15 protein-coding genes are annotated in these 20,403 nt (G+C 65.3%); 4 read left to right on the top strand and 11 right to left on the bottom strand.

Annotated elements, in window-relative coordinates; genetic code table 11:
* Positions 1–91: 91 nt before the first annotated feature.
* Entirely contained in the window at positions 92–646 is a 555-nt protein-coding gene (gene dcd, locus IEW58_RS00775) for a dCTP deaminase (protein ID WP_188643390.1), read from the bottom strand.
* Positions 647–741: 95 nt separating this feature from the next.
* Positions 742–3,114, bottom strand: coding sequence for a TonB-dependent receptor (locus IEW58_RS00780; RefSeq protein ID WP_188645595.1), 2,373 nt, complete (start codon positions 3,112–3,114; stop codon positions 742–744).
* A 130-nt stretch (positions 3,115–3,244) separates the two neighbouring features.
* Between IEW58_RS00780 and IEW58_RS00785 the strand changes: the two genes are divergently transcribed.
* Positions 3,245–3,868, top strand: coding sequence for a TetR/AcrR family transcriptional regulator (locus IEW58_RS00785; protein WP_188643391.1), 624 nt, complete (start codon positions 3,245–3,247; stop codon positions 3,866–3,868).
* On the opposite strand, the gene putA is transcribed toward IEW58_RS00785, so the two are convergent.
* From putA to IEW58_RS00800, 3 genes are all read right to left on the bottom strand, one after another.
* Positions 3,865–6,975 carry a bifunctional proline dehydrogenase/L-glutamate gamma-semialdehyde dehydrogenase PutA gene (gene putA, locus IEW58_RS00790; protein WP_188643392.1) on the bottom strand — a complete coding sequence of 1,037 codons (3,111 nt, stop codon included), beginning with the start codon at positions 6,973–6,975 and terminating at the stop codon, positions 3,865–3,867. The genes IEW58_RS00785 and putA overlap by 4 nt on opposite strands.
* A 61-nt stretch (positions 6,976–7,036) precedes the next feature.
* Complete coding sequence (locus IEW58_RS00795; protein WP_188643393.1) at positions 7,037–7,717, bottom strand: hypothetical protein; 681 nt, start codon at positions 7,715–7,717, stop codon at positions 7,037–7,039.
* A complete protein-coding gene (locus tag IEW58_RS00800; protein ID WP_188643394.1) occupies positions 7,717–8,016 on the bottom strand; it encodes a hypothetical protein in 300 nt (99 codons plus the stop codon). The genes IEW58_RS00795 and IEW58_RS00800 overlap by 1 nt, the downstream gene beginning before the upstream one ends.
* A gap of 156 nt (positions 8,017–8,172) precedes the next feature.
* On the opposite strand from IEW58_RS00800, the gene IEW58_RS00805 reads away from it, so the two are divergent.
* Positions 8,173–8,691 (top strand): phosphatase PAP2 family protein, encoded by a 519-nt coding sequence (locus IEW58_RS00805; RefSeq protein WP_188643395.1) that lies wholly within the window; start codon positions 8,173–8,175, stop codon positions 8,689–8,691.
* 65 nt (positions 8,692–8,756) lie between these two features.
* On the opposite strand, the gene rplL is transcribed toward IEW58_RS00805, so the two are convergent.
* The 6 genes from rplL to IEW58_RS13915 form a co-directional block, all read right to left on the bottom strand.
* The gene (gene rplL, locus IEW58_RS00810; protein WP_188643396.1) at positions 8,757–9,134 is read right to left on the bottom strand and encodes a 50S ribosomal protein L7/L12; all 378 of its coding nucleotides are present in this window, start codon (positions 9,132–9,134) and stop codon (positions 8,757–8,759) included.
* Positions 9,135–9,200: 66 nt separating this feature from the next.
* Positions 9,201–9,716 (bottom strand): 50S ribosomal protein L10, encoded by a 516-nt coding sequence (rplJ, locus tag IEW58_RS00815; protein ID WP_188643397.1) that lies wholly within the window; start codon positions 9,714–9,716, stop codon positions 9,201–9,203.
* Between the two features lie 324 nt (positions 9,717–10,040).
* On the bottom strand, positions 10,041–10,376 hold the full coding sequence (locus tag IEW58_RS00820; protein WP_188643398.1) for a hypothetical protein: 336 nt from the start codon (positions 10,374–10,376) through the stop codon (positions 10,041–10,043).
* Between the two features lie 65 nt (positions 10,377–10,441).
* Positions 10,442–10,669 carry a helix-turn-helix domain-containing protein gene (locus IEW58_RS00825; RefSeq protein WP_188643399.1) on the bottom strand — a complete coding sequence of 76 codons (228 nt, stop codon included), beginning with the start codon at positions 10,667–10,669 and terminating at the stop codon, positions 10,442–10,444.
* Positions 10,669–11,205 (bottom strand): DUF2975 domain-containing protein, encoded by a 537-nt coding sequence (locus IEW58_RS00830; protein WP_188643400.1) that lies wholly within the window; start codon positions 11,203–11,205, stop codon positions 10,669–10,671. The genes IEW58_RS00825 and IEW58_RS00830 overlap by 1 nt, the downstream gene beginning before the upstream one ends.
* A gap of 24 nt (positions 11,206–11,229) precedes the next feature.
* A complete protein-coding gene (locus IEW58_RS13915; RefSeq protein WP_268237091.1) occupies positions 11,230–11,355 on the bottom strand; it encodes a hypothetical protein in 126 nt (41 codons plus the stop codon).
* A gap of 394 nt (positions 11,356–11,749) precedes the next feature.
* On the opposite strand from IEW58_RS13915, the gene rpoB reads away from it, so the two are divergent.
* Both rpoB and rpoC read left to right on the top strand, forming a co-directional pair.
* Complete coding sequence (rpoB, locus tag IEW58_RS00835; protein ID WP_188643401.1) at positions 11,750–15,940, top strand: DNA-directed RNA polymerase subunit beta; 4,191 nt, start codon at positions 11,750–11,752, stop codon at positions 15,938–15,940.
* A 70-nt stretch (positions 15,941–16,010) separates the two neighbouring features.
* Positions 16,011–20,324, top strand: coding sequence for a DNA-directed RNA polymerase subunit beta' (gene rpoC, locus IEW58_RS00840; protein ID WP_188643402.1), 4,314 nt, complete (start codon positions 16,011–16,013; stop codon positions 20,322–20,324).
* Positions 20,325–20,403: the final 79 nt, after the last annotated feature.

Genomic DNA, 20,403 nt, shown 5'->3' on the forward strand with positions numbered 1-20,403 from the left:
CCCCCCGAATGCCCGCGGAGAGTGAGCGTGAACGGCGCGAAGGCTGATTCTCGCGCCCGGTTCGGCTGCGGGAACTACGCCAGGCTTCGTGTCACAGCCGGGGGAGCGTGACCCCTCGCTGGCCCATGTATTTGCCCGAGCGGTCCCGGTAGCTCGTCTCGCACCGCTCGTTACCCTGCAGGAACAGGAACTGGCATGCTCCCTCGTTGGCGTAGATTTTCGCCGGCAGCGGGGTGGTGTTGGAGAATTCCAGCGTCACGTGGCCTTCCCAGCCCGGTTCGAGCGGGGTGACGTTCACGATGATCCCGCAGCGGGCATAGGTGCTCTTGCCCAGGCAGATGACCAGCACGTCCTCAGGTACGCGAAAGTATTCGACCGTGCGGGCAAGCGCGAAGCTGTTGGGCGGGATCACGCAGACATCGGTCTTCCGGTCCACGAACGAGTTGGCCGCGAAGTCCTTGGGATCGACCACCGCCGAATCGACGTTGGTGAAGATCTTGAACTCGTCGGCTACCCGCGCGTCGTAGCCGTACGAGGACAGGCCGTAGGAGATGCACCCTTCGCGGCGCTGAGCCTCGACGAATGGTTCGATCATGCCGCGGGTGGTGGCCGCTTCGCGAATCCAGCGGTCGGAAAGAATCGACATGACGCGGGTGTTCACCAGTCGCCTTAAACGAGCAAGCGCGCGTCCGGGGTTATCCCCCCGGACGCGCGCCCGCCCTCATGGCTCGAAAGCCTGGATCAGAAGTGGACGGTGCCGGTCACGAACACCTGGCGCGGATTGCCGTAGTACGCGGTCAGCGTGCCTTCCTTGCCCAATGCCGGCAGCGGGTAGCCGTTGGTGCCCAGCGGGATGGCGCCGGTCGTGGGATCGGCGAAGGCGAACGGATACCCCGAAGTGATGTAGTGCTTGTCGGTCAGGTTGCGGCCGTGGATGCCGATGCTCCAGCGCTTTTCAGGCGCGGTGTACACCAGGTTGGCGTCCAGCAGCGCGAAGCCAGGCTGGTCGAGATAGATATTGGGAATCTCGGCTTGATAGACCTTGGAGCGATACGAAAGCGTGGTGCTGAAATCGACGTCGCCTGCCCCCACCGGGGCCGAGTAGGCGAGCGTGCCGCTAGCAGTCCACTTGGGCGTGTTCTGCACATGGCGGTAGGCCGCCACATCGGTCGGCTTGCCACCAATGTTCGAGATGAACTGCTTGTACTGCGCGTCGATGTACCCGAGCGAGCCGGCGAAGCTCAGGCGGTCGCCCGCGGCCATCAGATCCCGGCCGAGGCGCGCAGTGGTCTCGAACTCCATGCCCTTGAAAGTGGCCTTGCCCGCGTTTGAGACGATGCCGCAGAAAGTCTGCACCCCGCCCGCGTTGCAGGCCACCGAGCCGGGGATCTGCACGTCGGTATAGTCGGCGTAGAAGCCGGCAAGCGCCACGTACAGCGCGCCGTCCATCAGGTTGCCCTTGTATCCGGCTTCGTAGCTGTCGACCTGTTCGGGCGCGAAGCTGAGGAACTTCGCCACTTCGTCATCCGAGCGGACGCCATTGTTGTCGAGATCGGGCGCGTTGATGCCGACCCCGCGCGGGTCGAAGCCGCCTCCCTTGAAGCCCTGGCTGAAGCTTGCGTAGAGGTTGTGATCCGGCGTCGGCTTGAAGCTGAGTGAGGCGCGCGGGGTGAATTTCCTGAATTCGCGGCTGCCCGAGAAATTGGTTGCCGGAGCGCCGAACGGCACGCCCGCGCCGCCGAATACCGGCGAACCTCCGCCGAGATAGTTCTGCCGCAGGATGTCCGCGTGACGGGTATCCCAGGTATAGCGGCCGCCGAGCGACAGGCTGAGCTGGTCGGTGAAATCGAAGGTCGCGTCACCGAACACAGCGTAGGTCTCGGTGTCCACGTCGGCTTCCGTGAACGCGGTGAAGCCCGCCGCCGTGGTGAAGATGCGCACGTCGAACAACGTGTCGGCCTTTGCATCAAGGTAGTAGAAGCCGAGCAGGCCCGACAGCGGACCCTTGTCGTAAAGCAGTTGAAGTTCCTGGCTGATCTGCTCGTTGGCGTAAATGCCGGGTACGTCCACATCGACCGCCGGCAGTGCATCGAAGTCGATCGGAGTGGCCGTGTAATCCTTGCGCCAGGCGCTGATGGAGCGGAACGTCAGCGCATCGGACATGTCGATGCTGATGTTCATCGCCAGGCCGTAAGCTTCAATGTCCTGCTTGGGATCGTTGAGACCGCCGCGGCTGTCGTAGACGTTATCCAGCACCGGCAGATGGGACACCAGCGACGGAAACAGGCGATGTCCGCCACGCGGGTTGCTCTTGTCCCTGGTGTAGTCGCCGGAAATGCGGATCAGCACGGGCTCGCCATAGCCGCCCATCTCGAAGGTCCCGCGCGCGCCGAACAGGTCCTTGTCATAGTTCTCGAGGCCGGTGGTCAGGTTCTTGCCGAACCCGTCGCGGGTGAGATTGGCCACTGCGGCGCCCACGCGCACCAGGTCGTTGACCGGGACAGAGCCGCTGACCACGCCGTCAAGCTGGTTGTAGGTGCCGTACGTCGCGCGGATATCGAGCGAGGGATCCTGCGGCAGCATCCGGGTCACGTACTTGACCGCGCCGCCGACCGTGTTGCGGCCGTAGAGCGTGCCCTGCGGGCCGCGCAGCACTTCGATGCGTTCGACATCGTAGATATCGAGCACAGCCGCCTGCGGGCGATTGAGGTAGACATCATCGAGGTAGATGCCGACGCCCTGCTCGAAACCGGAGACTGGATCCTGCTGGCCGACGCCGCGGATGAAGGCCGTAAGCGTCGAATTGGTGCCGCGGCTCGCCTCGAGGGTGGTGTTGGGGGTGGTCTGGCCGATATCGGTAATGTCGATCGCGCCTGCCTGGGCAAGCGACTCGCCGCTGTAGGCAGTCACCGCGATCGGCACGTCGACGAGGTTTTCCTCGCGCCGGCGGGCGGTGACGATGATCGCGCCTTCGTCGCTGTCGGTCACGCCGGTCGTGTCGGTCTCGGTGGTGGCCGACGGATCGTTGGGCAGGTCCTGCGCGGCGGCCGGCACGGCGAGGCCGGCCAGGGCCAGCGAACCGGCAAGGGCAATGTGGCTGGCGCGAATGGGCATGCAGATCATGGTCTCTCCTCCGAAGGACCGTCGGCATGCGGTCCTGTTCGGCGGAGCTGGTATTGAAACCTGAACCACCTTTCAACTTTATTCATTGCGCTCGGGCCGGCTGCGTCATAATCGTTGCGCGATGGCAACAGACCCGCAGCCGGCCTTGGCCGCCAGTCCCGGCAAGGAGCCGCGCACCGCGCGTGGGCGGGCGACGTTGCGCAAGCTGCTGGACGCGGCAGCCAAGGAGTTCGGCGAACTCGGCTTTCACGCCGCGTCGATAAGCGGGATCACCCGCCGCGCGGGCACTGCGCTGGGCAGCTTCTACACTTACTTCGACAGCAAGGAGGCGATCTTCTCTGCGCTCGTGAGGGACATGAGCCAGTCGGTCGCGGAGGCGGCGGTAGAGGCGATGCCTTCTGGCGTATGGGGCGTGGCGCGCGAGCGCGAAATCCTGGCTGCATTCCTGGTGTTCGCCCGGCAGAACAAGGAAATCTACCGCATCATCGACGAGGCGGAGTTCGCCGATCCGGCAAGCTACCGCGCGCACTACCAGGATGCCGCCGCGCGCATCGCGGCGCGGCTCGACGAATCGGTGCAGCAAGGACAAGTCACCCCCGGCGACAACGAGGTGCGCGCCTGGGCCCTGATGGGGATGAACGTCTTCCTCGGCCTGCGCTACGGCGTGTGGGACGAAAGCCGCCCGACCGGCGAAGTGGCTGCCGCGATCGAAGCGCTCCTGCGCGACGGGCTGGCGGTCCGCTAGCTCGCCAGCAGGCTGGCGTTGCCGCCGGCCGCGGTGGTGTCGATGCACACCACCCGCTCGGTCGCGAACCGCAGGACATAGTGCGGCCCGCCGGCCTTCGGACCCGTCCCTGACAGACCTTCGCCGCCGAACGGCTGGCTCTCCACCACCGCGCCGATCTGGTTGCGGTTGACGTAGAGATTGCCGACCCGGGCCAGCCGCTCCACCGTGCGCCGCGTTTCGGCGATCCGGCTGTGCAGGCCCAGCGTGAGCCCGTAGCCGACCGAGTTGATGTCCTCGATCACCCGCTCGAGGTCCTGTCCACGGAAGCGCGCGACGTGAAGCACCGGGCCGAAATTCTCCCGCCGCAGGTCCTTGATCGAGGAAATCTCGATGATGGTCGGCGCGACGAAGCAGCCGTTTGCGGTAACGTCAGGGAGGTCGCGCCGCCACACCGGGAGCCCTTCGGTCTTGCGCCGGGCAATGTGACGTTCGAGCGCGGCCTTGGCATCCTCGTCAATAACCGGGCCAACATCTGTTGACAGCTTCGCCGGGTCGCCGATCTCTAGTGCTTCGAAGCCGCCCTTGATCATCCGCAGCATTTCGTCGGCCACTTCGTCCTGCAGGTAGAGCACTCGCAGCGCGCTGCAGCGCTGCCCGGCGCTCTGGAAGGCGCTGTTGACGACGTCGCGGGTCACCTGCTCGGGCAGGGCGGAACTGTCGACGATCATGGCGTTCTGGCCGCCGGTCTCGGCGACGAGCGTGGCGATCGGACCCTCGCGCGCGGCGAGACTGCGGTTGATCGCCTGCGCGGTCTGGGTGGAGCCGGTGAACGCGACCCCCGCGATGCGCGGATCGGAAGTGATGAGCTGCCCCACCTCGCCCGCACCGGTCAGCAGTTGCAACGCCTCTGGCGGGATGCCCGCCTCGTGACACAGGCGGATCGCCAGGGCAGCGATCAGCGGCGTCTGCTCGGCCGGCTTGGCGACGACCGCGTTGCCCGCCGCAAGCGCCGCCGCGGCAGGCCCGATGAAGATCGCCAGCGGGAAATTCCACGGGCTGATGGTGGCGAACACCCCGCGTCCTGCGAGCGTCAGCCGGTTTTCCTCGCCGGTCGGTCCCGGCAGCGGGATCGGGCGGGAGAACAGCCGCCGCGCCTCGCCGGCGTAGAAGCGCAGGAAGTCGACCGCCTCGCGCAGTTCGAGCACACTGTCGACCAGCGTCTTGCCTGCCTCCCGCTGGCACAGCGAGATGAATTCTGCGGTATGCGCCTCGAACGCGTCGGCCGCGGCTTCGAGCAGGAGCGCGCGGCGTTCGCCGCCAAGCGCATTCCAGCCCGGCTGGATCGCCTCCGCCCGCGTGATGGCCTCGGCCACCTCGGAGGCAGTCGCATCGCGCCGCGTGCCGACCTTGCGGGTGGTGTCGTGCGGGGAGGTGATTGGCGCGATCTCGCCGGCGGCCTGGCCGCGGACGGTTGGCGCGGCTTCCCACTGGCGGCTTTCGAGCTCCGCGAGTTTCGTCATGAGCGGTTCGCGCACCAGCGGATCGGCCAGGTCCACGCCCGCGCTGTTGGCACGTCCGGGGAAGATCTGCGCTGGAAGGGGGATGGCGGGGTTACGCTTCGGCTCGAGGGCGGCAAGCTCGGCGACCGGATCGGTCGTCAGCTCGGTCACCGGCACGTCGGCATCGGCCATGCGATTGACGAAGCTGGAGTTCGCGCCGTTCTCGAGCAGCCGGCGCACGAGATAGGCGAGCAGGTCCTTGTGCCCGCCGACCGGTGCATAGATGCGCACGGGCGTCGGGTCATTGCCCTCCTCCTTCGCCAGTTCCTCGTAGACGTCCTCGCCCATGCCATGGAGGCGCTGGAACTCGAACTGGCGGCCCTGCGACAGCGCCTTGATCGCACCGATCGTGTAGGCGTTGTGCGTGGCGAAAGCGGGATAGATCGCGTCGGCCGCCTCGAACATCTTGGCGGCGCAGGCGAGGTAGGACACGTCGGTCGCGACCTTGCGCGTAAAGACCGGGTAGTCCGCGTAACCGCCGACCTGGCTCAGCTTGATCTCGCTGTCCCAGTAGGCGCCCTTGACCAGGCGGACGAACAGCCGCCGGCCATGGCGCCGGCCGAGGCGTGCGACCCAGTCGCACATGTGCACGGCGCGCTTCTGGTAGGCCTGCACCGCCAATCCGAAGCCGGCCCATCCTCCTTCGAAAAGCGTGTCGTCCGCGACCAGCGCCTCAATGATGTCCATCGACAGTTCCAGCCGCTCGGCTTCCTCGGCGTCGATGGTGAAGTGCATCCCTCCATCGCGCGCCTTTCCGGCCAGCTCGCGGAGCATGGGGACCAGCGCGGCCTTGGCAGCCTCGGCGTGGAGGAAATCGTAGCGCGGGTAGAGCGCCGATAGCTTGACCGAGATGCCGGGTGATCGCTCCCATCCGTGCGCGGTCTCGCGCGAAAGCCTGGCGATGGCGGCCTCGTAGCTGCGGAGATAACGTTCGGCATCGGCGAAGGTCATGGCTGCTTCGCCGAGCATGTCGAAGCTGTGCGTCAGACCCCTGGCGCGCTCGGGCGCGGCGCGCTTGAGCGCCTCGTCGATGGTGCGGCCGAACACGAACTGGCCGCCGAGGATCTTCATCGCCTGCAGGGTGGCGGTGCGGATCACCGGCTCGCCCAGGCGGCCCATGGCCCGGCGCAGGGTCGCTCCCATGCCGCGCTGGTGAGCTTCGGGCGGATCGAGCACTTCGCCGGTCAGCATCAGCGAAAAAGTCGCCGCGTTGACGAAGGTCGAGCTCGATTCGCCTAGATGCTCGCCCCAGTCGATGTCACCGATCTTGTCCTTGATCAATGCGTCGGCAGTGCGGGTGTCAGGGACGCGGAGAAGCGCCTCGGCAAGGCACATCAGCGCGATGCCTTCCTCCGTCGCGAGGCCATAAGTCTGCAGGAATGCGTCGAGCCCGCTCGCCTTGCGCGCCCGCGCGCCCTGGATCAGCCGCCCTGCGATCGCCGCCGCCTCGCCGTGAACGGCTTGAGCAGGGGCAGCCTGGCGAATGCGTTCGGCAACGCAGCCCGCCTCCTCCTGACGATAGGCGAGGCGGAGGGGCTTGCGATCGATCGGCGAAGGGGCGGACATGGCCCGCGCCCCTGCACCCGGTTTCACCTGCAATCAAGCGTGAGCGAACACGCCCCCGCCCTTAGCTGCCGATGCGCGAAGACCGCAGGATCTTGCCGGCGGTGTCGGTCACCACTTCGTAAAGGATGCCATCCTTGGCACGGACCCGCCGCACGGTCTCTCCTGCGGCGTTGACGGTGGACGAAACCACCGAGAGCCCGCTCCGGGCAAGATCCAGCACGGCGCCCGAACGCAGCACGGACTGGGTCAGGTTGCCGACCGTCGACACGGTGTTGTTGGCGACGGAACCGACCACGCCGACCGCATTGTCGACCGTGCCGGTGAGCTGGGTGATGATCTGCGGGTTGTTATCGAGCGTTTGCAGGGTGCGCTCGATAATCGCGCGCACGTTGTCGAGCCGGATGATAAGCGCCGCCTGCGCTTTCACCCCCTTGATGGAAAGATCGACCTGGTCGATCGATGCGTCGGCACCGGCGGTCAGCTTGAGCAGGCTGGCGAGTTGCGCATCCAGCGCGACGTGGACCTGAAGGTTGTCCACCTTCAGCGTGATCTCGTCCACCGACAGGTTCGGCACGTCGAGCACCACGTCGGGCTGCTGGTCGGCGGGCACCGAAGCGAGATAGGCGACCGCAGGACTCTGCGCCGAACCTTGAGCCGGTTGGCTGCGGCCCTGCGCGTGTGCAGGCACCGAAACGACGGCGGCGGCAGCAACGGCGGCTCCGGCGAGAAGTAGGCGGTTCATCATGGATCCCCTGTATCGTTCTTGATAGCGATGATCGGTTCGGGCGCCGTCAGGCGCGCAATGCCGCGCAGGTCGATGCGCAGGTTGCGATAGGTCTTGCGTCCGGTCGGAAGCGAGCGGGTGATCTCGACCGGCGGCGCTTCACCCGGATGGGCATGCAGGGCCAGCTCGGCTTTGCCTCCGGAGTGGATTTCGAGCGACTTGATGTCTGCGCGGGCGCGGATTTCGATATCGGGGGGACTGGTCGCAGCGCCTGGCGCGGCCGCCTGCGCGAAGAGTATCAGCCCCAGAATGCTCATCGAAAGCGCTAACGAGCTGAATCTCTGCCGGTTCCGGAGAAACGGCAAGCCCGGGCACCTAGTCTGCCGGTGCCGGTTGTTCCGGCGATGACTTCTCATTCTCCGCCTCTCGAAACCGCTGCCTTCTCCTTCGACAGGAAGGCGCGTAAGGCGCTTATGCCTTATCGCTGCAGCGCCCCGGTAAGGGCGATCGACTGGTTCAGCCAGCTGGGAGACCAGGCGCAGATGCGGCTCATTGCCGGGGGAGTGGTCGCTGCCGGGCTGGTGCGCCGGGATGTGCGGATGATTGGTGCGGGGGTCAGGATGCTGGCTGCCCACGAAGTGGCGACCACGATCAAGCGCGCGGTAAAGGAGCGGGTCATCCGCTCGCGGCCGCGAAGCGCGGGAGGCGGGGACAAGCGGCCTCACAAGGGCAAGGACATGCGCAAGGAGAAGTCTAGCTTCCCGTCGGGCCATGCTGCCGGAGCAACCGCCGGTGCGCGCGCTTTCGCCGCAGTCTACCCAGACCATTCGATGACGGCACATGCACTCGCGGGGGCGGTTTCGCTGGGCCGGATCCCGGGCTGCGCACATTACCCGAGCGACGTAGCCGCCGGCGTCGCAATCGGCGCCTCTGCTTCGGCCACGGTCACGGTTGCCTGGCGCCTCGTGCGGCTGGCCATCCTCAGGCGCTGAGGCAAAAGAAAAGGGCGGCCCCTCGCGGAGCCGCCCTCGATCTTGTCTGTCAAGCAGCGCGAGGCTTACTTGAGTTCGACGGTGCCGCCAGCGGCTTCGATCTTCGACTTGATGTCGTCGGCCTCGGCCTTGTTGACGCCTTCCTTGATCGCCTTCGGGGCGCTCTCGACGAGGGTCTTGGCTTCGGTCAGGCCCAGGCCGGTGATGGCACGGACTTCCTTGATGACCTGGATCTTCTTGCCGCCGTCGCCCGTGAGGATAACGTCGAACTCGGTCTGCTCTTCGGCAGCCGGCCCGGCGTCGCCGCCACCGGCGGGCGCAGCAACCGCGACGGCGGCGGCAGCGGACACGCCCCACGCTTCTTCAAGCGCCTTGGCAAGATCGGCCGCCTCGAGGACGGTCAGCTTCGAAAGGTCTTCAACCAGCTTGGCAATATCGGCCATGGTGTTTCACTCCAGATTTGATGTGGGGCGAGACTGCCCCGAATTGTTTGCGTTGGGAAAAACCGCTTACGCCGCGTCCTTGGCCGCATAGGCCCCGAAGACACGGGCGAGCTTGCTCGCGGGGGCGTTGACCAGCTGCACCACCTTGGTGGCAGGTGCGTTGACCAGGCCCACGAGCTTGGCCCGCAGCTCGTCGAGGCTGGGGAGGGCGGCGAGCGCCTTGATCCCGGCTTCGTCGAGCAACTGCCCGCCCATCGATCCACCGACGATTTCGAGTTTGTCGTTGGTCTTGGCGAAGTCCACCACGGCCTTGGCCGCCGCCACCGGGTCGGACGACCAGGCGAGGCCCGTCGGACCTTCGAGGAGATCCTCGAGGCCCTTGTAGGGGGTGTCGTTCAGGGCGATGCTGGCCAGACTGTTCTTCGCCACCTTGTAGGTCGCGTTCGCGTCCCGCATCTTCGTGCGCAGGGCGGTGGACTGTCCCACCGTCATGCCGAGGTTGCGGGTGACGACCACCACGCCAACTTCGTTGAAGACCGCGTTGAGCGATGCGACCGATTCGGCTTTCTGCGAACGATCCATGCTTGCTCCTTCACTCATGACCGCGCGGGGCAAGAACCCCGTGCGATCGGCTCACGTCGCCACGGACGCGGATGCGCCGTAGCCGGTCCATTCGAAGGGGAAGGAGTGCGCTGCGAGGCGCGAAGCGGGCGTGCCCGGAGGGGCGGCCCGCGTGAAATCTCGTTTCCCCGCCTAGGCTGGAGATTAAGCTCCCGAAGGAACGCCAGCTGTCTCGGACGGACGCCCGGAAAGACTCGGTGCATATGCAAAGAGGCCCGCCGGACGGGGCGGGCCTCTAGAGGAAAGCGCCGGCGAGTCAAGTCGCCGGCCTGATTGGCGGGACGGTCAGTCCTGCGCGTCGCGCTTTTCCTGAAGGTTCTTTGCCTGCGCTTCCAGGCGATCAGCCTCTGCCTCGTTGGTGGATTCGACCTTGTCGGCCTGTTCCTCGAGGTTCTCGGCGGTGGTGTCGAGCGCCTTTGCGCCCATCGTGTCGGTGGCTGCAGCGCCAGGCGTGGTGTCGGTCGGGCCGACCGCGCTGGTGTCGGTCGCCATGGCATCGTCGGTCGTCGTCGCTGCCGCGGCATCGGTCTCGGTGCCTTCCGCGGCATCGGGAGTGCTGTCGCCGCAGGCGGAAAGACCGAGGGCGAGGGGAAGGGCGACGATCAGGGCAAGCTTCTTCATCGATATCATCCTATATTGGTCGCCACTAAATCGCCATAATTGCGCGAGGTTCCCGAAGGGGGGCATCAGCTTTCCGGCCGGTAGGCGAGGAGATCCCCTGGCTGGCAGCCCAGTTCGCGGCAGATGGCCTCGAGCGTGGAGAAGCGGATTGCCCGCGCCTTGCCGGTCTTGAGGATGGAGAGGTTCGCGAGCGTGAGCCCGACCCGTTCCGCCAGTTCGGTCAGCGTCATGCGGCGCGCGTGGAGAAGGTCGTCGAGCGTGACCGCTATGCTGGTTCCTTCCTCGGCAGGCATCACACGGTCCCTTCCAGGTCGTTACGCATCGCCGCGCCCTGCTGGAATACCCGGGCCAGGATAAAGAGAGTGAGTGCCAGCAGCAGTCCGCCGAGGGAAATCCCGAAGTCGAAATCCACGTTCTTGACGGTGAAGGCGATCCACCCGCCGATAATTGCCGCCGGCACCCCGATCAATTGCCCGGCGATGGCGAGCCATCCCATCGCGCGCAGCCGCTCGGCATTTTCCGGCACAAACGGATCCCCCTCCGCCACGCTATCGACGATCCGGCGGAGGAGCAGGAACATCCGGTACCCGCAGAACAGGATCGCCAGTCCGAGCGCGAGGATGGCGACGAACGACAGGATCAGCGCGCCCGGATGCGCTACGGCCCCGTTCTGCTCGACCAATGTGGCGATGATCGCGCCGCGCCAGATGACCACCGCCGGGATTGCCAGGGCAACACCGGCCATCGCGATGATGACGAGCGTGATGATGAACGAAAGAAACGTGCGCGCAGTGGCGAGCAACGGATCGGTGCGGAATGAAGAGGCCATCGGTCGTACTCCCTGACGGTCCGGTCAGGCGATGACCGCGGTGCCCGGGTAGGGCGGGGCAACCGGGACGGTGAGCGCCTGCTGGAACGCGACCGAGGTGAGAAAAACTGCAGCGAGCGCAGCAACGAGCGAGGTTCGGGTACGGGGCATTTGTCGATCTCCGATATGAATGATGCCGATAATCGATAAGGCATTGTTCGCATATCGTCAATCAATAATATTGAAAATCGATAAGGCACTGGAAGCCGGAGAGATTGCCGCCGCCCGCCTGCCGCCCGAAGACGCGGGCGGCTGCGAGAGGTTTGACTTGCGGGTAGCGTCTCCCTATATGGCCGTCCGACCGTTCGCTTCGAGCACGGTCCGGTTCATGCGCGGGAATCGGGCCCAGGATGGAAGCGGCGTTTCCATAATCGCGACGCACCTGCAGCTGCCACCGGGATCGGTGTGCCTGAAGCTGCGGGTTTTTCGCGTCCCGATTTCCCGCCCGCGCGGGATTTGAAACAGCCGCCCACCGGCGGCGCTAGACTAGGGCGAACTCTCCTCCATGGCGACCAAGGCGAAAGCTCCGGCTCCGACTCGCAATTCACAGACTGGCACCGCGAAGAAGCGCATCCGTCGTATCTTCGGGGACATCCACGAAGTCGTGAAAATGCCGAACCTGATCGAGGTTCAGCGCGAATCGTACGAGCAGTTCCTGCGCTCGGACAAGAGCACCGGCTATGTCTCCGGCCTGGAAAAGACCCTGCGTTCGGTATTCCCGATCCGCGACTTCGCCGGCACCGCCGAGCTCGATTTCGTCCATTACGAGCTTGAGGATCCCAAGTACGACATCACCGAGTGCCGTCAGCGGGGCATTACGTATGCAGCGCCGATGAAGGTGACGCTGCGCCTGATAGTGTTCGAGGTCGACACCGAGACCGAGACCCGCTCGGTTTTGGATATCAAGGAACAGGACGTCTACATGGGCGACATGCCCCTGATGACGCACAACGGCACGTTCGTCATCAATGGCACCGAGCGCGTGATCGTCTCGCAGATGCACCGTTCGCCGGGTGTGCTGTTCGACCATGACCGCGGCAAGACCCATTCCTCGGGCAAGCTGCTGTTTGCCGCCCGCGTGATCCCTTACCGCGGCTCGTGGCTCGATTTCGAATTCGATGCCAAGGACATCGTCAACGTCCGTATCGACCGCAAGCGCAAGCTGCCGGTCACCTCGCTGCTTTACGCGCTCGGCCTCGACGACGAGGCGATCCTCGATCACTTCTACGAGACCGTCACCTGGCAGCGCGTGTCCGGCAAGCAGGGCGATGGCTGGAAGATCCCCTTCGTCGCCGACGCCTGGCGCGGCGCAAAGCCCGCTTTCGCGCTGGTCGACGCCAGCACCGGTGAGGAAGTATTCCCCGCCGGCCAGAAGATCAGCCCCCGCGCGGCGAACAAGGCGGCCAAGGACGGCCTGGCCGAGCTGCTGATTCCGACCGAGGAAATCTTCGGTCACTTCGCCGCCAAGGACATGATCGACGAATCCACCGGTCGCATCTGGATCGAGGCGGGCGACGAAGTCGGCCCCGAGAATCTCGAGGCGCTCGACAAGGCCGGTGTGTCGCAGCTCGAGCTGCTCGACATCGACGACATCAACACCGGCCCGTGGATCCGCAACACGATGAAGGTCGACAAGGCCGAGAACCGTGACGAGGGCCTGGAGGCGATCTACAAGGTCATGCGTCCCGGCGAGCCGCCGACCAAGGAAACCGCCGAGGCGCTGTTCGAAGGCCTGTTCTTCGATTCCGAGCGTTATGACCTGTCGGCCGTCGGCCGCGTAAAGCTCAACATGCGTCTCGGCCTCGATGCCGAGGACACCGTCACCACGCTGCGCAAGGAAGACATCCTCGCGGTGGTCAAGGAGCTGGTCGGCCTCAAGGACGGCAAGGGCGAGGTCGACGATATCGACAACCTCGGCAATCGCCGTGTCCGCTCGGTTGGCGAGCTGCTCGAGAACCAATACCGTGTCGGCCTGCTGCGCATGGAGCGCGCGGTGAAGGAGCGGATGAGCTCGGTCGATGTGTCGACGGTGATGCCGAACGACCTGATCAACGCCAAGCCCGCTGTGGCCGCGGTGCGCGAGTTCTTCGGTTCCTCGCAGCTCTCGCAGTTCATGGACCAGACCAACCCGCTCTCCGAAGTCACCCACAAGCGCCGCGTGTCGGCGCTCGGGCCGGGCGGTCTCACCCGTGAGCGCGCCGGCTTCGAAGTGCGCGACGTCCACCCGACGCACTATGGCCGCATCTGCCCGATCGAGACGCCGGAAGGCCCGAACATCGGCCTGATCAACTCGCTGTCGACTTTCGCTCGTGTCAACAAGTACGGCTTCATTGAAACCCCGTACCGCAAGGTCATCGACGGCAAGGTGACCAGCGAGGTCGTGTACCTCTCGGCGATGGAAGAACAGAAGCACGCCGTGGCGCAGGCCTCGGCCGAAACCAACGAGGACGGCTCGTTCGTCGAGGACCTCGTCTCGGCCCGCCAGGCGGGCGAGTTCGTGATGCTGCCCAACGACCAGATCACGCTGATGGACGTTTCGCCCAAGCAGCTCGTCTCGGTCGCCGCGTCGCTGATCCCGTTCCTCGAAAACGACGACGCCAACCGCGCGTTGATGGGATCGAACATGCAGCGCCAGGCGGTGCCGCTGATCCGCGCCGAGGCTCCGTTCGTGGGCACCGGCATGGAAGAGACCGTGGCCCGGGACTCGGGCGCGGCGATCTCGGCCACCCGCGGCGGTATCGTCGACCAGGTGGACGCCACTCGCATCGTGATCCGCGCGGTCGGTGACGTCGAGCCAGGCCAGTCGGGCGTCGACATCTATCGCCTGCAGAAGTTCGAGCGTTCGAACCAGTCTACCTGCATCAACCAGCGCCCCCTGGTGAAGGTGGGCGAGACGGTCGAGGCCGGCGACATCATCGCGGACGGTCCGTCGACCGAGTTCGGCGAGTTGGCGCTGGGCCGCAACAGCCTCGTCGCGTTCATGCCGTGGAACGGCTACAACTACGAGGACTCGATCCTGATCTCCGAACGCATCGTCAAGGACGACGTGTTCACCTCGATCCACATCGACGACTTCGAAGTGATGGCCCGCGACACCAAGCTCGGGCCCGAGGACATCACCCGCGACATCCCGAACGTGGGTGAGGAAGCCCTCCGGAACCTCGACGAGGCGGGCATCGTCTACATCGGAGCCGAAGTGCACCCGGGCGACATCCTGGTCGGCAAGATCACGCCGAAGGGCGAAAGCCCGATGACGCCGGAGGAGAAGCTCCTCCGCGCGATCTTCGGCGAAAAGGCGAGCGACGTGCGCGACACCTCGCTCCGCCTGCCGCCGGGCGTGTCGGGCACCATCGTCGACGTGCGCGTCTTCAACCGGCACGGCATCGAGATCGACGACCGTACCCGCGCGATCCAGAACGAAGAGATCGAGCAGCTGCGCAAGGACAGCCAGGACGAACGCGCGATCCTCAACCGGGCGACCTATAACCGCCTGCGCGAAATGCTCGTCGGCCAGGTCGCCAGCGCGACTCCCAAGGGCGTCAAGAAGGGCGAGACGATCACCGACGAGATGCTGGAAGGCGTCGACCGCTTCGAGTGGTTCAAGTTCGCCGTCGCCGACGACGCGCGCCAGGCGCAGATCGAAGCGGTGAAGACCCAGTACGACGAAGCCGTGAAGGTCATCGACGACCGGTTCGAGGATCGGAAGGAAAAGCTCGAGCGCGGCGACGAGCTCGCTCCAGGCGTGCTCAAGATGGTCAAGGTCTTCGTCGCGGTGAAGCGCAAGCTGCAGCCGGGCGACAAGATGGCCGGGCGCCACGGCAACAAGGGTGTCATTTCGCGCATCCTGCCGGCCGAGGACATGCCGTTCATGGAAGACGGCACCCCGGTCGACATCGTGCTCAATCCGCTGGGCGTGCCTTCGCGCATGAACGTCGGGCAGATTTTCGAGACCCACCTCGGTCTGGCCGCCCGCGGCCTTGGCCAGCAGGTGACCGCCGAGCTCGAGAAGTGGCGCGAGGCGAACCCCGATCCCAAGGCGGCCGCCGCGCCGACCGCGGTCGTGGAGAAGCTGAAGGAAGTCTACGGCGAGCAGTATCACGCCGAACTCGAGAGCCGCTCGGCGGAAGACATCGTCGAGATGGCCGGCACGCTTAAGGACGGGGTTCCGATGGGTACCCCGGTGTTCGACGGCGCGCGCGAGGCTGACGTCTCCGCGATGCTCGAGAAAGCGGGACTACCGACTTCGGGCCAGGTCACGCTGTTCGATGGCCGCACGGGCGAGGCGTTCGACCGCAAGGTGACCGTCGGCTACATCTACATGTTGAAGCTGCACCACCTCGTGGACGACAAGATCCACGCGCGTTCGATCGGGCCCTACAGCCTCGTCACCCAGCAGCCTCTGGGCGGCAAGGCGCAGTTCGGCGGCCAGCGCTTCGGCGAGATGGAGGTCTGGGCGCTTCAGGCCTACGGCGCTGCGTACACGCTGCAGGAGATGCTCACCGTCAAGTCGGACGACGTGGTCGGCCGCCAGAAGGTCTACGAAGCGATCGTCAAGGGCGACGACACCTTCGAAGCCGGCATCCCGGAAAGCTTCAACGTGCTGGTCAAGGAAATGCGCAGCCTCGGTCTCAACGTCGAGCTCTCCTCGCTCGACGAGGCCGAAGACGGCGCCGGCCTTGCCGAGGCGGCGGAATAAGGAGCGGGGCGGGCAATCCCGCCCCTTCCACCCGCAGCGCACCAGAATTCACCCGTAAGGGACGAGAACCATGAACGAACTTTCGAAATTCACCAATCAGCTCGCCAAGCCCGAGACGTTCGACCAGATCCAGATCGGGATCGCCTCGCCCGAGCGTATCCGCTCGTGGTCGTTCGGCGAAATCAAGAAGCCCGAAACCATCAACTACCGCACGTTCAAGCCCGAGCGTGACGGCCTGTTCTGCGCGCGCATCTTCGGTCCGGTGAAGGACTACGAGTGCCTGTGCGGCAAGTACAAGCGCATGAAGTACAAGGGCGTCGTCTGCGAAAAGTGCGGCGTCGAGGTGACCGTGACCAAGGTCCGGCGCGAGCGCATGGGCCACATCGAGCTGGCCGCCCCGGTCGCGCACATCTGGTTCCTGAAGTCGCTGCCTTCGCGCATCGGCCTGCTGCTCGACATGCAGTTGAAGCAGCTCGAGCGCGTGCTGTACTTCGAAGCCTACATCGTCACCGAGCCGGGTCTCACTCCGCTCGAGAAGTTCCAGCTCCTCACCGAGGACGAACTGCTCGACGCGCAGGACGAGTATGGCGAGGATGCCTTCAGTGCCGACATCGGCGCTTCGGCGGTCAAGACGATGCTGATGGACCTGGACCTCGAGGGCGAGCGCGACGCGCTGCTCGAAGAGCTCGAGACCACCAAGTCCACCCTCAAGCCCAAGAAGATCATCAAGCGCCTGAAGGTCGTCGAGAGCTTCATCGATTCGGGCAACAAGCCCGAGTGGATGATCCTTGAGGTGATCCCGGTCATCCCGCCCGAGCTGCGCCCGCTGGTGCCGCTCGACGGTGGCCGTTTCGCGACCTCGGATCTCAACGATCTCTACCGGCGCGTGATCAACCGCAACAACCGCCTGAAGCGCCTGATCGAGCTGCGCGCGCCCGACATCATCGTCCGCAACGAAAAGCGCATGTTGCAGGAAGCGGTAGATGCGCTGTTCGACAACGGTCGCCGCGGCCGCGTGATCACCGGCGCAAACAAGCGTCCGCTCAAGTCGCTGTCCGACATGCTCAAGGGCAAGCAGGGCCGCTTCCGCCAGAATCTGCTCGGCAAGCGCGTCGACTACTCCGGCCGCTCGGTCATCGTGACCGGTCCGGAGCTCAAGCTGCACCAGTGCGGCCTGCCGAAGAAGATGGCGCTCGAGCTTTTCAAGCCGTTCATCTACGCCCGCCTCGATGCCAAGGGTCTCTCGATGACCCTCAAGCAGGCGAAGAAGTGGGTCGAGAAGGAGCGCAAGGAAGTCTGGGACATCCTGGATGAAGTCATCCGCGAACACCCGGTCCTCCTCAACCGCGCGCCGACCCTTCACCGTCTCGGCATCCAGGCGTTCGAGCCGGTGCTCATCGAAGGCAAGGCGATCCAGCTTCACCCGCTGGTCTGCGCCGCGTTCAACGCCGACTTCGATGGCGACCAGATGGCGGTGCACGTTCCGCTGAGCCTCGAGGCCCAGCTGGAAGCACGCGTGCTGATGATGAGCACGAACAACATCCTGTCGCCCGCCAACGGCAAGCCGATCATCGTGCCTTCGCAGGACATGGTGCTGGGTCTGTATTACCTGTCGATGGATCGCGAAGGCGAGCCGGGCGAGGGGATGCTGCTGGCCGACATGGCCGAAGTGCACCAGGCGCTTCACGTCGGCGCCGTCACGCTGCACTCCAAGATCGTCAGCCGCGTCCCGCAAACCGACGAGAACGGCAAGGAGTACATGCTCCGCGTCGAGACCACGCCGGGTCGCATGCTGATCGGCGAATGCCTGCCCAAGCGGCACACCGTGCCGTTCGAGGTCGTCAACCGCCTCCTCACCAAGAAGGAGATCGGCGACGTCATCGACCAGGTCTATCGTCACACCGGCCAGAAGGACACGGTGCTGTTCGCCGACGCCATCATGGCGCTGGGCTTCCGCAACGCGTTCAAGGCCGGCATCAGCTTCGGCAAGGACGACATGATCATTCCCGACGCCAAGGAAGGGTTGATCGAGGAGACCAAGGCGCTGGTGGCCGACTACGAGCAGCAGTACCAGGACGGCCTGATCACCCAGCAGGAAAAGTACAACAAGGTGATCGACGCGTGGAGCCGTTGCGGCGACACGGTGGCGAACGCCATGATGGACGAGATCCGTGCCCGTCCGAAGGACGAGAGCGGCCGCGAGAAGCCGATCAACTCGATCTACATGATGAGCCACTCGGGCGCCCGCGGTTCGCCGGCGCAGATGAAGCAGCTTGCCGGCATGCGCGGCCTGATGGCCAAGCCTTCGGGCGAGATCATCGAGACTCCGATCATCTCGAACTTCAAGGAAGGCCTGACGGTTCTTGAGTACTTCAACTCGACCCACGGCGCCCGCAAGGGCCTTGCGGACACCGCGCTCAAGACGGCGAACTCGGGTTACCTGACCCGCCGCCTGGTCGACGTGTCGCAGGACTGCGTGATCGTGCAGGACGACTGCGGCACCGAGAACGCGCTCGAAATGCGCGCGATCGTGCAGGGCGGTTCGGTGATCGCTTCGCTTAGCGAGCGCATCCTCGGCCGCACCACCGCGGAAGACCTGGTCAACGCCAAGACCGGCGAAGTCATCGTCAAGGCGGGCACGCTGCTCGACGAGGCCATGGTCGCCGCGATCGAGGCTGCGGAAGTGCAGTCGGCCAAGATCCGATCGCCGCTGATCTGCGAGGCGGACCAGGGGGTTTGCGGCACCTGCTACGGGCGCGACCTTGCCCGCGGTACGCCGGTCAACATCGGCGAGGCGGTCGGCGTGATCGCCGCCCAGTCGATCGGTGAGCCGGGCACGCAGCTGACCATGCGGACGTTCCACATCGGTGGCGCGGCGCAGGTCAACGAGACCTCGCACCTCGAGGCGATCTCGGACGGTCGGGTGGAATACCGCGACATGCCGACGATCGTCGACAAGCGGAACCGCATCCTCAGCCTCGCCCGCAACGGCGAGATCGTGGTGATCGACGCCGAAGGCCGCGAGCGCGAAATTCACAAGGTGCCATACGGTACGGTGCTGATCCACAACCACGGGGACCAGGTGAAGGAAGGCGAACGCTTGGCCGAGTGGGATCCGTTCTCGCTGCCGATCATCACCGAGCAGTCGGGTATCGTCCGCTTCCAGGACCTGATCGACGGCACGACGATGGAAGAACGCGTCGACGACGCCACCGGCATCGCCCAGCGCGTGGTCACCGAGCTTCGCGCGTCAAGCCGCAAGAAGCGCGACGACCTGCGTCCTCGCCTCACGCTGCTCAACGAAGCCGGCGACGAGACCGAGGCGGCGCGCTACATGCTCGCCCCAGGCACCTCGCTGTCGGTGGAGGACGGTCAGGAAGTCGCCGCGGGCGACATCCTTGCCCGTGCTTCGCGTGAGGCCGCCAAGACCCGTGACATCACCGGCGGTCTGCCGCGGGTGGCCGAGCTGTTCGAGGCCCGCATGCCCAAGGACGTGTCGGTGATCGCCAAGATCAGCGGCCGGATCGAGTTCGTTCGCGACTACAAGGCCAAGCGCAAGATCGCGATCGTGCCGGAAGAGGGCGAGCCGGTGGAATACCTGATCCCCAAGACCAAGGTGATCGACGTTCAGGAAGGCGACTTCGTCAAGAAGGGCGACACGCTCATCTCGGGCTCGCCGAACCCGCACGACATCCTCGAGGTGATGGGCGTGGAGGCGCTGGCCGAGTATCTGGTCGACGAGATTCAGGAAGTCTATCGACTCCAGGGCGTGAAGATCAACGACAAGCACATCGAGGTGATCGTTCGCCAGATGCTGCAGAAGGTCGAGATCACCGACGGCGGCGACACCGTGCTGCTGCCGGGCGAACAGGTCGACCGGGCCGAGATGGACGAGATCAACGGCAAGCTCGCCAAGGGCAAGAAGCCGGCGGCGGGTAATCCGGTGCTGCTCGGCATCACCAAGGCTTCGCTGCAGACCCGTTCGTTCATTTCGGCGGCCTCGTTCCAGGAAACCACCCGCGTGCTCACGCAGGCGGCGGTCGAAGGGAAGAAGGACTCGCTGATCGGTCTGAAGGAGAACGTCATCGTCGGCCGCCTCATCCCGGCGGGCACCGGCGCGGGCATGAACCGCATGCGCATCGCGGCCAACAGCCGTGACGCGGCTCTGCGCGCTGCCTGGCAGAAGGCGCAGGAGCACATCATCATGGCGAACAGCGCCGCCGAAGAGCATGCGGCCGAGCTGGAGCAGGGCGTTGAAGCGGCGATCGGCGACGATCCGCTCGCGGTGATGGAAGGGGAAACCCACGGCACCGACGCCGATGCGGGTGACTACCTGCTGCAGAGCGACGAAGCTCCGATCGAGGCTGAGAGCGAAGGCGAGTAATCGCCTGCTTTTGAGCCGAAGTTTGGCCCCGCCGGATACGATCCGGCGGGGCTTTTCTTTTGGGTCCGGAGTGGCACGA

Origin of the sequence: Tsuneonella deserti (assembly GCF_014644315.1) — a bacterium.
In the GTDB taxonomy this organism is placed as follows: domain Bacteria; phylum Pseudomonadota; class Alphaproteobacteria; order Sphingomonadales; family Sphingomonadaceae; genus Tsuneonella; species Tsuneonella deserti.

Bases quoted from the DNA above. Each gene is read 5' to 3' on its own strand.
- IEW58_RS00780 (WP_188645595.1), bottom strand. From the start codon at position 3,114: ATGCCCATTCGCGCCAGCCACATTGCCCTTGCCGGTTCGCTGGCCCTG.
- IEW58_RS00820 (WP_188643398.1), bottom strand. From the start codon at position 10,376: ATGAAGAAGCTTGCCCTGATCGTCGCCCTTCCCCTCGCCCTCGGTCTT.
- rplL (WP_188643396.1), bottom strand. From the start codon at position 9,134: ATGGCCGATATTGCCAAGCTGGTTGAAGACCTTTCGAAGCTGACCGTC.
- IEW58_RS13915 (WP_268237091.1), bottom strand. From the start codon at position 11,355: ATGCCCCGTACCCGAACCTCGCTCGTTGCTGCGCTCGCTGCAGTTTTT.
- IEW58_RS00805 (WP_188643395.1), top strand. From the start codon at position 8,173: ATGCCTTATCGCTGCAGCGCCCCGGTAAGGGCGATCGACTGGTTCAGC.
- IEW58_RS00795 (WP_188643393.1), bottom strand. From the start codon at position 7,717: ATGAACCGCCTACTTCTCGCCGGAGCCGCCGTTGCTGCCGCCGCCGTC.
- rpoC (WP_188643402.1), top strand. From the start codon at position 16,011: ATGAACGAACTTTCGAAATTCACCAATCAGCTCGCCAAGCCCGAGACG.
- IEW58_RS00785 (WP_188643391.1), top strand. From the start codon at position 3,245: ATGGCAACAGACCCGCAGCCGGCCTTGGCCGCCAGTCCCGGCAAGGAG.
- IEW58_RS00830 (WP_188643400.1), bottom strand. From the start codon at position 11,205: ATGGCCTCTTCATTCCGCACCGATCCGTTGCTCGCCACTGCGCGCACG.
- IEW58_RS00800 (WP_188643394.1), bottom strand. From the start codon at position 8,016: ATGAGCATTCTGGGGCTGATACTCTTCGCGCAGGCGGCCGCGCCAGGC.
- rpoB (WP_188643401.1), top strand. From the start codon at position 11,750: ATGGCGACCAAGGCGAAAGCTCCGGCTCCGACTCGCAATTCACAGACT.
- IEW58_RS00825 (WP_188643399.1), bottom strand. From the start codon at position 10,669: ATGCCTGCCGAGGAAGGAACCAGCATAGCGGTCACGCTCGACGACCTT.
- dcd (WP_188643390.1), bottom strand. From the start codon at position 646: ATGTCGATTCTTTCCGACCGCTGGATTCGCGAAGCGGCCACCACCCGC.
- putA (WP_188643392.1), bottom strand. From the start codon at position 6,975: ATGTCCGCCCCTTCGCCGATCGATCGCAAGCCCCTCCGCCTCGCCTAT.
- rplJ (WP_188643397.1), bottom strand. From the start codon at position 9,716: ATGGATCGTTCGCAGAAAGCCGAATCGGTCGCATCGCTCAACGCGGTC.